This window comes from Syntrophales bacterium (genome assembly GCA_023228425.1).
GTDB lineage: Bacteria > Desulfobacterota > Syntrophia > Syntrophales > UBA2210 > MLS-D.
Genome location: JALOBE010000002.1, coordinates 163,632 through 177,491, shown reverse-complemented (window position 1 = coordinate 177,491; position 13,860 = coordinate 163,632). Strand labels below are relative to the sequence as shown.

Sequence of the window (13,860 nt, the reverse complement as noted above, 5' to 3'; positions counted from 1 at the left end):
TGCCGGGCCTGTTCGTCGATGTGAGTGCTGTCGAAATCAAAGAAAAGAATGGCCTCTCTCCGGGGGCTGATGTGGTATCCCAGGTCAACGTAGGCCGGGACAACCGCCGCCGAGGGAGACCGGAGGCAGACCCGTGCGCCTTCATGACCGAGCCCTGCCGCTTTTGTCATGTCCCGCCTGCCGGCTTCGTTGTTCAGCATGAAAAAAGACACCTTTGCCCGCTGATACCATGCTTCGCCGTTGTCGGGGTCGAGTTCGATCGCCCTGCTCAGATCTCCGAAGGCTTCTACCGAGAGAGAGGGAGAAAGGCTGAAGGTGAGGACTCCCCTCTTGAGGTAGGCCTGCGCGAGGGATGGGTTGAGCCTGATCGCTTCGGAGTATGCCCTCAGCGCGCTGTCGTATTTCATCGAGTACTCATCGGCCGTACCCTTTTCGTACCAACTCTCTGCCGATTGGGCGCCGGCCTCCGCCCCCACGAGGCATGCGATCATTACTGCCAGGATGATGTGTATCACGTTTGCTTTCATGAGTTCTCCCCGCTGTGCCGTGATGTCGTCATTGTCACGTGATGGATTCCGCACGGCACGTCAGGCCCCGTCGAGGCCTCCTCCCCGCTCCTTCGATCGGTACCAGGCAGCCGGATCAATAAGGTACTCCTCGGTTTCCTTGAGCGAGACGTAATGCTCTTCCTCGATGGAGGCAAGGAGGTCGAAAAATGCCCGTTCCCGCGGATCCTGTACCATGTCCCGTAACCCGCGGTAAAACTCGACACCCTTTGCCTCGAAGTCAATGGCCTTCCGCAGGGCCGCCCGGTCGTCATCGTTTCCGGGAGGCATCGTTTTGACTTTTTCCATCATTCCCGCGAGAATATTTCCGACGTTCGTTTTTTTGACGGTGAGGGGGATGGTTTCAGGCCACTTCCGTTCATTTTCCCAGGTTTCCTGGAGTTTCAGAAGCCGTTCGTAATGATCCAGCTCATCATCGGCTATTTCCTTGAACATGGCTTTCCCGAGAGGGTTCCCGGTCCGTTCGGCATTGGCGAGGTAGAACTCACGTTCCGCCATTTCATTTTTGAGGGCGGTGTCAAGGGCATTCAGTCGGTTTTTCTGATCCATAACCGGGTGTTCTCCTTTCAACACAAAATGATGACGACTGTGTAAAAAAGGTACCGAAGGCGTGACCTCCGTCGTTATGCCCGGATACCGCGTTGCGCGTCATCCTTCGTCACTGCGCGTACCCCGCGGTACGCTTCATTTTCCGGGATGTGCCCGCCGTGTCCGATGACCTTTGTACAAAGCCGTCGCGTGCGATGGTTCCGGCGACGTCCTGCGAAACCATCAGGGATAGTGAGTACGGAGTCCTATATCACGTAACGGAGCTGATGGAAAACCAAAAAGGCACCCCCCTGCAACGATCCCGGGACAGGGATTATTTCCGGCGCAATGTGGACATTCAGAGAAGCGATGCATATTGTAACAGAACACCGCTTCCGGCGGTACACGCACAGACCGGGAGGTCAGGAGGGAGGGAGTCATGAAAAAAATCGTGATCAGGGGGATGTCCTGCGGCCACTGTGTCGCGGCGGTTACGAAGGCGCTTCGGGGAATAGAGGGGATCGTTGATGTTACGGTTGATCTCGAGCGGGGAGAGGCGACCTACAGCGAAACCACTCCCGTCGATTCCGGTACCGTCCGGGATCGAATCAGGGAAGCGGGCTACGATGTTGACCGCGAGGAGTCGTTCGACGGTATTGAAAAGAACAGGTGAGATGGGGAAGACACCATGAAAAAAACATCCGTCCTCGTGGGAGGCATGACGTGCGCCGCCTGTGTCCGTCGCGTGGAGAACGCCTTGAAGCATCTGCCGGGGGTCAGTGACGCCTCGGTGAACCTTGCCACGGCCACGGCCACGATTACCCACGAATCCGGCGGGGCGGACCTGCCCCGCATCGCGGAGGTTCTTCGTGACGCCGGCTACGAGTATCTCGGTGAAGCCGGCGCGCCCGGCGAAAATCCCGTCGAGGCCGCGCGACAGGAGGAGACGCGCGAACTGACCAGAAAGGTCGTCATCGGGTCCATTCTGTCCGTCCTCGTAATGATGGGGTCCATGCGACACTGGTTCCCTTTCCCGGCCTTCATTCCCGATGACGCCATGCCGTGGATTCTCGCGGGGCTCAGCTTTCCTGTCGTTTTCTGGGTGGGAAGCCGGTTCTACACAGGCGCCATAAAGGCGGCCCGCCAATTGACCTCGGACATGAATACCCTCGTTGTGGTGGGTGTTACCTCGGCATACCTCTATTCGCTCCTTGCCATCCTCTTCCCGGCGTTCTTCGCGGGGGTCGATGCGGATGTCCACGTTTATTTCGAAGGAGCCTCCATGATCGTCACCCTGGTTCTCCTGGGACGACTCCTGGAAGCGAGGGCCCGGGGAAGAACCTCGGAAGCGATCAGGCGGCTTTTCAGGCTGAAGCCCGCGACGGCCCGGATACTGACCGATGGGGATGAACGGGACGTGCCCCTGGAGGTTCTTCAGAAGGGCATGATGGTCCTGGTCCGCCCGGGTGAAAGCATTCCAACCGACGGCATTATTGTACGGGGAAGATCCGCCGTCGATGAATCAATGCTTACCGGCGAGAGCCTCCCCGTGGAAAAGAACCCCGGTGACAAAGTTTTCGGCGGTACGGTCAATCAAAGCGGAAGTTTCCGGTTTACGGCAACGGCCATAGGGGCTGAAACCGCCCTTGCCCAGATCATTCGAATGGTAGAGGACGCCCAGGGTTCGAAAGCCCCCATCCAGAGATTCGCCGACCGGGTGGCGTCCATCTTTGTGCCGGTGGTTATAGCCATCGCCCTTGTCACCTTTGCGGTCTGGTATTTTCTGGTTCCCGGACAGGACTTCGACCGGGCTCTCCTGAACTTTGTTTCCGTTCTTATCATTGCCTGCCCCTGCGCCATGGGACTGGCAACGCCCACGGCCGTCATGGTGGGCACCGGAGTCGGCGCCGAGCAGGGCATCCTCATCCGTGGGGGAGAGATTCTGGAGAAGGCCTGCCGCATCGACACGGTGGTCTTTGATAAAACAGGGACGCTGACCCGGGGCGAGCCCGTTGTGACGGATATCATTCCGGCCCCGGGGTCTTCGGAAAAAGAGGTGCTGGAACTGATGGCTTCGATCGAAGCTTTGTCAGAGCATCCCCTGGCGGCGGCGGTTGTCGGCCGCGCGCGACGGGATGGAATCGCGCCCCGCGCGGTGGAGGACTTTTCCGCCCTGGCGGGGATGGGAGCCAAGGGGACGCTGAACGGCCGGGATATCCTCGTGGGCAACCGGACCCTTATGGACGGTAACGGGATAGGGCTCGACGATCTGGAAGGACCGGCCACTACCCTGGCAGCTGACGGAAAAACTGTTGCCTATGTCGCCGCCGATGACCGTGCCCTGGGGCTCGCCGCCTTTGCCGACATTCCCCGAGAATCGGCCGGGGAAGCGGTCAGGCTCCTGAAAGCACGGGGTATCAGGGTGGTCATGATCACGGGCGACAGCCACCGTACAGCGACCGTCGTAGCCCGCCAGCTCGGCATCGATCACGTCGAAGCGGAAATTCTCCCCGGGGGAAAGGCCGAAAAAATCAAGATGCTTCAGAAAGAAGGAGCCGTGGTGGCCATGGTGGGAGATGGGATCAATGACGCGCCGGCGCTGGTGCAGGCCGACACGGGCATCGCCATCGGCACCGGAACGGACATCGCCGCGGAGGCCAGCGATATTACCCTGATCCGGGATGACCTGACGCTCGTCGATTCGGCCATCACGCTCTCATTTCTGACCATGCGAGGTATCCGGCAGAATCTGTTCTGGGCATTTTTCTACAACACTGTGGGGATTCCCGTCGCCGCCGGGATTCTCTACCCCTTTTTCGGTATTCTTCTGAATCCCATGTACGCGGCAACGGCCATGGCCTTCAGTTCCGTCTCGGTGGTGGGAAATTCCCTGAGGCTGCGCAGGGTATGGAGAAAGCGATAGACAGCCTCCGGGTCAGGAGGCAAGTTTCACGTCGGCCATGACGGCCAGGTGATCCGAGAGCGGTTCCTGGATGGTCCGGTAGCTCAGGAATTCCAACTCCCGTGAGAGCAGTATCCAGTCGAGGCGCCGTTGTGACGAGGGGTGGGTGTACATGGTCGTGGCTTCCGGCCGGAAGGGCTTCAGGTCCAGGCTCTTCACAAGAAAGGGGAGGGAGGGCTCTCCGGTAGTCCATTCGCAATTGAAATCACCCATGACGATGAGCGGATTCCCCCGATTCAGAAGTCCTTCCACCAACTCTTCAACCTGTCGCATCCTTACGGATTTACGGGCGAAATCGAGATGAAGAGAAACGACATCTATGTTTCTTTTCCCTGCGTCCGGTACCCGCACCGTTGAAATGACGGCTCCCTTTGAAAAGGTGGGCGGCGCCGGCGAGAAACGGATGGAGAAGGGGTCATGAAGAGACAGCTTCGACAGAAGCGCTGTGCCGTATACATTCAGTTTTCCTTTTACATGCTCACCGAGGACGGCGGAGGGAAAGTTCCCCCTGCGGGAAATATATTTCACGTGATCGAACATGCCGCTCCATGCCGACGGGCCGTCGGTTTCCTGAAGCCCCACAATATCCGGTGCCATACGCCTCAATAGCGACGCGACGTCGTCAAGGTTCGATCGCACGGTGCCTACCGAATTCAGGAGCCGGTGGGAACCTTCCTTTCTCCCGTGAGCCGTATTGAGGGTCATCACCCTCAAGGCCGACCAGTCACGGTTGGTGACGGTCTCATGGCGATCACCGCCGGCATCCAGGTCCCACACGTCAGGGCAGGCCCTGCGCCCCGAGAGATAGGGGCCGATCTGGTACAGCCTGTCGACGATGGCTATCCCCGCGAATATGGCCGTGGTAATGGCTCGAGTGGCTTTTACGGTGCGGCGGTCAATGTGTCGCCTGTGAAAGGTTGACGGCAGACGATTGCTGTTCTGTTTCATGTCGGAATTCCGGGTCCTTTACGATAGCTTGTGCCGGGGTCGGTGGTTTTGGTGGCCATCTATAGCACAGGCTGCAGCCTCCCGCAAGCGATATCCACAATGCCTGTTTTATTTCATCCCGGGGGAACTCGTCAACTGGCCGCAGGCGGCCATAATATCCCGTCCCTTGCTTTTGCGCACCACGGCGGTGAGATTGTTTTTCAGCAGGACATCCTGGAAAGCGGCTATCCGTTCCTGTGACGGTGTCCGGAACGTGCTTCCGGGATGTTCGTTGAAGGCGATAAGATTAAATTTGCATCGGACGCCGCGAAGAAGCCTGATAAGAGCCTTCGCCTGTTCGGGGCTGTCATTGACATCCCGGATAAGGATGTATTCCATGGTGATACGCCGTCTGAGGGGCATGGGATAGCCGCGACAGGCCTTGATCAGGCCTTCCAGAGGATACCTCCGGTTGACAGGCATGATGAGGTTACGCGTGGCGTCATCCGGTGCGTTCAATGACACCGCAAGATTGATGGAGGCCTCGGTGCCCAGGCGACGGATCATGGGTACGATACCGCAGGTTGAAACAGTCACACGTCTCCGGGAAATGCCGAGTCCGACGTCGGATGTCATGATGTCAACGGCTTTCAGGGTATTGTCGTAATTGAGGAGGGGTTCGCCCATGCCCATCATGACCACGTTCCTGATGAGGGGTCCTTCCGGGAAACGAAAGCGGAAGGCTGTCAGCTGGCCCACGATTTCGGAGGGCCTCAGATTGCGGCGGAACCCCGCCATCCCGGTCAGGCAGAAGGCGCATCCCATGGCGCATCCCGCCTGTGTGGAAAGGCAGATAGTCCAGTGGTTTTTCCCCGGTATGAGGACGCTTTCGATGGTTTCGCCGTCTTCGAGACGGAAAAGGGCCTTCTTCGTTCCGTCAACGGATACCTGGATTTTTTCCGGTACGATGGATCCGATACGGGCGATGCCGGAGAGACTTCTCCTGAACTCCCCGGAGAGGTTCGTCATCTCGTCCAGGGATTGGGAGCCGGCCTGATACATCCATTTCATGATCTGCCGGGACCGGAATCGTTCCTTGCCGAGCCCGGCCAGAAAGGATTCCAGTTCCCGGGGCGTCAGATCCTTGAGGTCTGCGGGATCAGCTCCGCCGGGCACGAAGCCGCCTGACGATGGCATCGATGAAACCTTCCGTTGTTACTTTGCGGGCTTCCGGGTGATGATCAGCCACGGTAACCAGGTCACCCGTCATGATCCCCGATTCGATAGTATCCAGGGAGGCCTGTTCGAGGTCCTTCGCGAAATCAACCACGTCGGGCGTGTCGTCGAGCTCTCCGCGTTTTCTGAGAGCTCCGGACCAGGCGAAAATCAGGGCCATCGAGTTCGTCGACGTCTCTTCCCCTCCCAGATGCCGGTAGTAGTGTTTCCGGACGGTGCCGTGGGCGGCCTCATACTCGTACCACCCCCGGGGGGACACGAGGACGGAAGTCATCATGGCAAGGCTTCCGCAGGCGGCGGCGATCATGTCGGACATGACATCGCCGTCATAGTTCTTGAGAGCCCAGAGAAATCCGCCTCCGGACCGGACAACCCGGGCCACGGCATCGTCAATGAGGGTGAAGAAATATTCGATACCCGCCTCCCGGTAGCGCTCGACCCAGTTCTGCCGGTATTCCGTTTCGAAAACGTCCCGGAACCGGGCATCATAGGTCTTGGATATGGTATCCTTGGTGCTGAACCAGAGGTCGATCTTTTCTTCCCAGGCGTAGGAAAAGCAGGCGGCTGCGAAGCTCCGGATGGATTCGTCGGTGTTGTGAATTCCCTGGACTATGCCGGGACCCTCGAAATCGTGTATGACCTCGCGGCGGATATCGCCGGCCGCATCGGGAGTGTAGACAAGCTCTACCCGTCCGGGCCCGGGAATCGCCGCTTCCACGCCGCTGTAGACGTCACCGTAGGCGTGTCTTCCGATGATGATCGGCTTTTTCCAGGAGCGAATGAAGGGTTGTATGTTTTGTACCAGGATGGGCTTTCTGAACACCGTTCCGTCGAGCATGGCCCTGATGGTGGCGTTGGGGCTCTTGAGCATTCCCTTGAGATCGTACTCTTTGACCCGTTCGGCGTTCGCCGTGATTGTGGCGCACTTGACTCCCACGCCGAATCGCATAATGGCCCGGGCCGCTTCTTCCGTTACCCGGTCATCGGTGGCGTCGCGGTTCGCCACATGGAGATCGTAGTAGCGCAGGTCTATGTCGAGATGGGGGATGATGAGCTTTTCCTTGATCATGGCCCACATGACGCGGGTCATCTCGTCACCGTCCATCTCGACGAGGGGTGTTTTCACTTTTATGTTCCGGTAGCGCGACATGGATTGCCTTTCCTGTAGGGGGATCAAAAAACGGGCTGTAATCGCCCGGGTGGTTATCGGTGCTTTTCGTCCTTTGAAACATCCTGTTTTCTTACGAGATTCAGGGCGCCGCCGGCCGGGAGAATCTCTTTATCCCGCTCCGAAAGATCCAGAATTCCCTGGAAGGTGGTGCCCCTGGTACGGTTATGAATCGTCAGCGTGCCGGATGACGCGATCCGGGCCCGTATGTGGGGTATGTGGAGGGTGTCGCCCGTCTGGACAGCTTCATAGTCGTCGTTCGTGCTGAACAGTATGGGAAGGATACCGAAATTTATGAGATTTGCCGCGTGGATCCGTTCAAAGGACAGGGCGATAACGGCCTTGACGCCCAGGTGCATGGGACACATGGCCGCGTGTTCGCGGGATGAACCCTGGCCGTAGGACAGCCCCGCCACGATGATACCCTGTCCCCCCCGGGCTTTCAGGTGCCGGGCCCGTTCCGGGAAGGACGGATCGATCGGTTTGAAAACGAATTCAGCGTAGCGTTCGATGTTGGAGCGGTATTTCATGAGTTCGCCCGCAGGCATGATGTGGTCCGTCGTAACCCGGTCTCCCACCTTGATGAGAACCTCTCCGGAAATTTCTTCCGGAAAAGGTTGATTGACCGGCGGTTGCCCTATGTTTCCGCCTCTGCGGATTTCGACGGGTTCTCCCGGAGGCTCGTGGTGAAACAGAATCATGCCGTCGTCGACATGAAATGTGTCGGGCAGGGGGACGCGGGGGAATTCGATTCCCAGTGTCCGGGGATCGGTGATAACACCCGTGACGGCCGCCGCGGCCGCTGATACAGGGCTTACGAGGTACACGTCCGCGTCGGCTGTTCCCGACCGCCCTCTGAAATTCCTGTTCGATGTACGCAGCGATACCCCACGGGATGGGGGGCTGCAGCTGTTGCCGATGCAGAAACCGCAGGCACATTCATCAATGCGGGCTCCCGCTGCTATCAGGTCGGCGAGGTAGCCGTCCCGGGCCAGGTTTTCCAGCACCTGCCTCGATCCGGGAGCCACGATAAGGCTTACGTCTTCGTGTATGACCCGTCCCTTCAGAATCGACGCGGCCATGGCCAGGTCATGGAACGATCCGTTTGTGCAGCTTCCTATACAGACCTGGTCAACGGGAAGGCCGCTGATGTTTTTCAGCTCCACGACGTTTTCCGGACTGTGGGGTGTGGCAACCAGCGGTTCCAGTGTCGTCAGGTCGATGGAGAACAGGCCGTCATAGAGGGCGTCCCGGTCAGCCGTGAGTTCCTTCCAGTCCCCGCCCCGCCCCTGGGATGTGAGAAAGCGTCTTGTGGTCCCGTCGCTGGGGAAGATCGACGTGGTGACACCGCACTCTGCTCCCATGTTGGTTATGGTGGCACGTTCGGGCACGGACAGGGTCGTCACTCCGTCGCCTGTGTATTCGAAGACGCTCCCCACGTTCCCCCGGGTGGTAAAATGCCGGAGTACGTGTAGAATGACATCCTTTGCCGTCACCCAGGGAGAGAGCGCCCCGATCAGCTTTATTTCGATAACCCGGGGACAGGCCAGGTAGAAGGGCCGGCCGGCCATGGCCAGGGCCACGTCAAGACCTCCGGTCCCGATGGCCAGCATTCCCAGTCCTCCCGCCGTGGGGGTGTGGCTGTCGGAACCGAGAAGGGTTGTGCCGGGTACACCGAATCGCTCCAGGTGTACCTGGTGACAGATGCCGTTTCCCGCCCGGGAGAGCCGGATACCGTATTTCCGGGCCACATCGTGAAGGTAACGGTGATCATCGGCGTTTTCAAAGCCGATCTGGATCGTATTGTGATCGATGTAACTCACGGAAAGGTCCGTCGCAGGCCGGGGAATGCCCATTGCTTCAAATTGAAGGTAGGCCATGGTTCCCGTGGCGTCCTGTGTGAGGGTCTGATCGATCCTGATGGCGATCTGCCGCCCGGGATGCCAGGTTCCTGCCACAAGGTGCGATTCGATGATTTTTTCCGTCAGGCTCTGTCCCATAGAAGCTCCAACTTGCAAAATAAAGTACTACTTACTATATGAAATGGTCGAGAATAGCAACGGTAATCTCACGCGTGTCCCGCCCGGTACCGGGCGGTGGACGTCATTGCGGGACCGGAGTTCTGCGACCCATGAAAAGGATAAGTACAACGGAGGATTTTTACAGTCACGGTCTCGTGGACCTCATGACGGAATATACCATCTGCGAATCACTGGGCAGTATCGATTCGCCCTACATGGCGGCTCTCGAAGAGCCCAGAACCTTCGGAGCCTCCCTGGGACGAATGCTCGCCGACCAGGGTGTTCTCCGGGCAGGAATGCGGGTCTGTGAGGTCGGCGGAGGCTACGGCAGCCTCATGAGAGGTCTTCTTGAAAGCCGTGGTGATACCTTCAGCCATGTCACCATGCTCGACTTGTCCAGGCAGCTCCTGGAGCGTCAGAGAAGGGTGCTTTTCCGCTGGCGGGAGAAGGTCTCCTTTGTCAACGGAAACATTCAGAGCCTGCTTCCGGGCCTGTCGGGGATCGATCTTTTCATCATGAACGAGGTTGCCGGCGATCTCAAAACCTGGATCAACCTGGATCCGAAGAACCTGCCGGAAGAGGCCGCGCGGTTCGTTGACCGCTACGGTCTCGACATTCCGTCGGAGGGGTTCTTTCATTTCAACATGGGGGTCCTTCTCGTCGTGGAGGAGCTGTGCCGCAAGGGCCGGCCGGCCTTTCTTTCGGAGCACTCCAGTGATCCCCTCATTCCCCATGACATGGACTACCTGGGACGGGACCTGGAAAGGAACGGATATCCCCGGGAGATCAGGTTGCGGGGGCACTCGGAATACACGGTTCGATTCAGCCACGTGGCAGATGTTGCCCGCGGCCTGGGCAGAAAGGTTGTGACGGGCTCCCTTGCCGATCTCGTGGGACTCGCACCTTCCCCGCGCCTGAGGGCCGTTTTCCTGGGGCGCATGACCGCAAGCGATGAGAACGCGGTTCTTTACGAGTTGCTCGATCATATCCGGGAATACCGCTGGCTTCTGATACTCTGAGACCGGCGTCGGGATGGCTTCCTCCCGCCGGACAGGGAAAGAACCCATTGACGGCCCCGCAAAAGCTATCGGAGACATGGATTCCGGCAGTATAACCGGTTGCCTCGTCGCGCTGCGGCCTTCGTCACTGCGGCGTACCCCACAATACGCCTCGTTCCTCAGGATGTGCGCGCCGTGCCTCAAGGAGCTTTTTACAGAACCGTCCTCTATCGGACGTTTTTCGCCTTTTACGGAGCGCAAACGACAGTGGGGCGCTCGACAAGACGAAACTTCATGGTATACTACCGTGTCATCGGCATGCACGGGACGGCGCTCATCGGGCGGGACTTTTCCCCGGCATGCCACGCACCACGATGGAGTACTCCAAATAATGATCATACTGATTCGGTGGCTGATACTGACCGTTGCCGTCATGGTCGCTTCCTGTCTGCTTGAGGGGGTTCAGATCACCAGCTTTTTCTCCGCGCTTTTCACCGCCGCCGTTCTCGGCTTCCTGAACACCTTCTTCAGGCCCATTCTGCTCGTCCTGACACTGCCCATCAACGTCCTCAGCCTGGGGCTTTTTACCTTCATCATCAATGCCCTGCTTATCAAGATGGCTTCCGGAGTCGTCCCGGGGTTCTCTGTCCAGGGATTCTGGACAGCTGTTTTCGCGGCCCTTATAATCAGCATCGTGAGTACTCTTCTGGAGGCGCTACACCGCGGTATCGACGGGAGAAGAAAGTCTTCCGCGGGACCTGACGGAACGGAAGGATACATTGATCTCGAGAAGAAGGGTGACGATCGGTGGGAGTGATGAACCTGACGCCGGCCATGCGGCAATACCTGGACATCAAGGAACAATACCCCGACTGTATTCTGTTCTTCAGGATGGGTGACTTCTACGAAATGTTTTTTGAAGATGCCGTGGTTGCCTCGAACGTCCTGGAAATAACCCTGACGTCACGAAACAAGGGACGGGAAGACAGTGTTCCCCTCTGCGGAATTCCTTACCACGCGGCATCGGGTTACCTTGCAAAGCTGATCGAGGGGGGATTCAAGGTTGCCATCTGTGAGCAGATGGAGGATCCCCGAGAAACAAAAGGTCTGGTGAAACGCGAGGTTGTACGGGTGGTGACACCGGGCCTGGTCATGGATGCCGACAACCTCTCGGAAAAAGAAAACAATTACATTGCCGCCTGGTACGAGGAGGCGGGACGATACGGCCTCGCCTTTCTCGATCTTTCCACGGGGGAATTTAACGTGACCGAAACGGATGACCGTGAAACCTTTACGGCCGATGTTTTCAGTCTCGGATTTAAGGAAGTTCTGCTCAGCAGCAAGACGGACGGGAATTCAGGTCTCGAGGCACTGGCCGCCGAGACCCGCGGCTGCATGGTGACTCGTCTGGATTCTTCGATCTTTGACTATGAAGAGGCCCGGACGGTTCTCAGGGAACAGTTTCCAGGCGATGCAACCCGGGACGTTGATCTTGAACGGTATCGGTCCATGACCCGGGCGGCGGGCGCGCTGGTGCGGTATGTGCGGGAGACACAGCGGGAGGGGCCGGCCCACGTACGGGCCCTTACCTGGTATCACGCCGGGGATCATCTCGTTCTTGATGAAACGGCGCGGCGTAACCTGGAACTCTTCGCCACGATTCAGGACAACAGGAAAGAGGGATCGCTGGTCCATGTACTGGACAAGACGGTTACGGCCATGGGCGGGCGCCGTCTCCGGCGATGGATGACGTACCCCCTTGTGTCTCCCGGAAAAATCGGCGAGCGCCTCGCCGCCGTCGCCGAGTTCAAAGAGGATCCGGCGCGCAGAAGTGACATTCGCGGACTCCTTTCACGGGTATACGACCTGGAGCGCCTGGGAAGCAGGGTGTCCATGGGTGTTGCGAACGGGCGTGACCTTGTGGCCCTGGGGAAGTCCCTGGGGGTGGTTCCGGCGCTGAAGGACATGGTTCGTCCCTTCAACTCCCCTCTTCCGGTTTCTATCGTCGAATCAATGGATGACTGTGATGACGTGGCCCGCCTGGTGGAACGGGCCATTGTCGATGCCCCGCCTCTTTCCATCCGCGAGGGTTCCCTGATCAAAGGGGGGTACGACCCACAGCTGGATGAGCTTGTTTCCATGTCCATGGACGGCAAGCGCTGGATTGCGGCTATGGAGGAACGGGAACGGAAAAAGACGGGCATCGGGAGCCTCAAGATCGGTTTCAACAACGTTTTCGGGTATTACATAGAAGTGACCAAGGCCAACTCCGGGCTGGTTCCCCACGATTATGTCAGGAAGCAGACCCTGGTAAACGCGGAACGATACATCAATGAAGAACTCAAGCGCTACGAGGAACAGGTGCTGAATGCCGAAGAGCGGCGAAGGGAACGCGAGTATGACCTGTTTGTCGAAGTCCGTGAAAAGATTGCCCGGGAAATCGCCCGGGTCCAGAAAACGGCTTCCCTCGTGGCCGACCTGGACGTGCTCCACTCCCTTGCCGAAGTGGCCGACCTTTACGGCTACTGCTGCCCGCGGGTGGATGACGGAGACGTAATCTCCATCCGCGAGGGGCGCCATGCCGTGGTGGAACGGATGAACCTGGACGACGGCTTCGTTGCCAACGACACGTTTCTTGACCGGGGGGCGAACCGCTTTCTCATAATCACGGGACCCAACATGGCCGGCAAATCGACCTACATCAGGCAGACGGCCCTCATCGTCCTGCTGGCCCAGATGGGCAGCTTTGTTCCGGCCGATTCCGCCGAGATCGGCGTTGTGGATCGGATATTCACCCGGGTGGGCGCCGGCGACAGTCTCGCCAGGGGCAGGAGCACCTTCATGGTGGAAATGATGGAAGTGGCTTCGATTCTGAAAAACGCCACCGCGGGAAGCCTCATCCTGCTTGACGAGGTGGGTCGGGGGACCAGTACTTTCGACGGTCTCAGCATCGCCTGGGCCGTGAGCGAGTATATTCACGACAGCGAGCGCATCGGCGCGCGGACGCTCTTTGCCACGCACTACCACGAACTGACGGACATCGCGCGAACCAGGGAAGGCGTAAAAAATTACAGCATCGCCGTAAAGGAGTGGGGTGACCGGATCATCTTTCTGCGGAGGATCGTTGCGGGAGGTACGAACAGGAGCTACGGCATCCAGGTCGCCCGCCTTGCCGGCGTTCCCGAGGCCGTTCTCACGAGGGCCCGTGAGGTGCTCCGGAACCTGGAGCGGGGCGAGCTGAACGAAACCGGACTGCCGAAGATCGCCGACGGGAGAGGGCTGGGCCGCGTAAAAAACCCGGGGCAGCTTTCTCTTTTTGTCGATGAGGGGGAGCGGGTCCTGCGTGACATCAGGGAACTCGACACCGATACCCTGACGCCTCTCGATGCCCTGAGCATGATCAGCCTCTGGAAGGACCGGCTGAAACAATAAGGGCCGGGGCCACAATCCGGGG

Annotated in this window: 11 protein-coding genes; 5 read left to right on the top strand and 6 right to left on the bottom strand. The window is 58.7% G+C overall.

The genetic code is table 11. From position 1 onward, the window contains the following. A partial coding sequence (locus M0Q23_01685; GenBank protein ID MCK9527360.1) for a tetratricopeptide repeat protein occupies window positions 1-527 on the bottom strand: 527 nt, incomplete at its 3' end. Between the two features lie 60 nt (window positions 528-587). Further along, window positions 588-1,115 carry a ferritin family protein gene (locus M0Q23_01680; GenBank protein MCK9527359.1) on the bottom strand — a complete coding sequence of 176 codons (528 nt, stop codon included), beginning with the start codon at window positions 1,113-1,115 and terminating at the stop codon, window positions 588-590. A gap of 418 nt (window positions 1,116-1,533) precedes the next feature. Here M0Q23_01680 and M0Q23_01675 point away from each other — a divergent pair, with 418 nt between their 5' ends. Further along, window positions 1,534-1,767: a heavy-metal-associated domain-containing protein gene (locus M0Q23_01675; protein ID MCK9527358.1), complete on the top strand. Its 234-nt coding sequence runs from the start codon at window positions 1,534-1,536 to the stop codon at window positions 1,765-1,767. Window positions 1,768-1,782: 15 nt separating this feature from the next. Next, window positions 1,783-4,017: a heavy metal translocating P-type ATPase gene (locus M0Q23_01670; protein MCK9527357.1), complete on the top strand. Its 2,235-nt coding sequence runs from the start codon at window positions 1,783-1,785 to the stop codon at window positions 4,015-4,017. Window positions 4,018-4,029: 12 nt separating this feature from the next. Here M0Q23_01670 and M0Q23_01665 read toward each other — a convergent pair whose 3' ends face one another. The 4 genes from M0Q23_01665 to M0Q23_01650 all read right to left on the bottom strand — a co-directional run bounded on the left by M0Q23_01665 (window position 4,030) and on the right by M0Q23_01650 (window position 9,387). After that, window positions 4,030-5,004: an endonuclease/exonuclease/phosphatase family protein gene (locus M0Q23_01665; GenBank protein MCK9527356.1), complete on the bottom strand. Its 975-nt coding sequence runs from the start codon at window positions 5,002-5,004 to the stop codon at window positions 4,030-4,032. Window positions 5,005-5,112: 108 nt separating this feature from the next. After that, on the bottom strand, window positions 5,113-6,180 hold the full coding sequence (gene rlmN / locus M0Q23_01660) for a 23S rRNA (adenine(2503)-C(2))-methyltransferase RlmN (protein ID MCK9527355.1): 1,068 nt from the start codon (window positions 6,178-6,180) through the stop codon (window positions 5,113-5,115). Continuing rightward, complete coding sequence (locus M0Q23_01655) at window positions 6,143-7,369, bottom strand: NADP-dependent isocitrate dehydrogenase (GenBank protein ID MCK9527354.1); 1,227 nt, start codon at window positions 7,367-7,369, stop codon at window positions 6,143-6,145. The genes rlmN and M0Q23_01655 overlap by 38 nt, the downstream gene beginning before the upstream one ends. Window positions 7,370-7,422: 53 nt before the next feature. Then, window positions 7,423-9,387: an aconitate hydratase gene (locus tag M0Q23_01650; GenBank protein ID MCK9527353.1), complete on the bottom strand. Its 1,965-nt coding sequence runs from the start codon at window positions 9,385-9,387 to the stop codon at window positions 7,423-7,425. Between the two features lie 131 nt (window positions 9,388-9,518). Between M0Q23_01650 and M0Q23_01645 the strand changes: the two genes are divergently transcribed. From M0Q23_01645 to mutS, 3 genes are all read left to right on the top strand, one after another. Beyond that, window positions 9,519-10,427, top strand: a complete 909-nt coding sequence (locus M0Q23_01645; GenBank protein ID MCK9527352.1) for a class I SAM-dependent methyltransferase — start codon at window positions 9,519-9,521, stop codon at window positions 10,425-10,427. A 370-nt stretch (window positions 10,428-10,797) separates the two neighbouring features. Further along, entirely contained in the window at window positions 10,798-11,223 is a 426-nt protein-coding gene (locus M0Q23_01640; protein ID MCK9527351.1) for a phage holin family protein, read from the top strand. Next, window positions 11,223-13,838 (top strand): DNA mismatch repair protein MutS, encoded by a 2,616-nt coding sequence (gene mutS / locus M0Q23_01635; GenBank protein ID MCK9527350.1) that lies wholly within the window; start codon window positions 11,223-11,225, stop codon window positions 13,836-13,838. The genes M0Q23_01640 and mutS overlap by 1 nt, the downstream gene beginning before the upstream one ends. Window positions 13,839-13,860 lie beyond the last annotated feature (22 nt).

What these genes read in the sequence shown, in the direction of transcription:
- M0Q23_01640 (MCK9527351.1), top strand. Translation starts at nt 10,798, where the DNA reads ATGATCATACTGATTCGGTGGCTGATACTGACCGTTGCCGTCATGGTC.
- M0Q23_01680 (MCK9527359.1), bottom strand. Translation starts at nt 1,115, where the DNA reads ATGGATCAGAAAAACCGACTGAATGCCCTTGACACCGCCCTCAAAAAT.
- M0Q23_01655 (MCK9527354.1), bottom strand. Translation starts at nt 7,369, where the DNA reads ATGTCGCGCTACCGGAACATAAAAGTGAAAACACCCCTCGTCGAGATG.
- rlmN (MCK9527355.1), bottom strand. Translation starts at nt 6,180, where the DNA reads ATGCCATCGTCAGGCGGCTTCGTGCCCGGCGGAGCTGATCCCGCAGAC.
- M0Q23_01650 (MCK9527353.1), bottom strand. Translation starts at nt 9,387, where the DNA reads ATGGGACAGAGCCTGACGGAAAAAATCATCGAATCGCACCTTGTGGCA.
- mutS (MCK9527350.1), top strand. Translation starts at nt 11,223, where the DNA reads ATGAACCTGACGCCGGCCATGCGGCAATACCTGGACATCAAGGAACAA.
- M0Q23_01675 (MCK9527358.1), top strand. Translation starts at nt 1,534, where the DNA reads ATGAAAAAAATCGTGATCAGGGGGATGTCCTGCGGCCACTGTGTCGCG.
- M0Q23_01670 (MCK9527357.1), top strand. Translation starts at nt 1,783, where the DNA reads ATGAAAAAAACATCCGTCCTCGTGGGAGGCATGACGTGCGCCGCCTGT.
- M0Q23_01665 (MCK9527356.1), bottom strand. Translation starts at nt 5,004, where the DNA reads ATGAAACAGAACAGCAATCGTCTGCCGTCAACCTTTCACAGGCGACAC.
- M0Q23_01645 (MCK9527352.1), top strand. Translation starts at nt 9,519, where the DNA reads ATGAAAAGGATAAGTACAACGGAGGATTTTTACAGTCACGGTCTCGTG.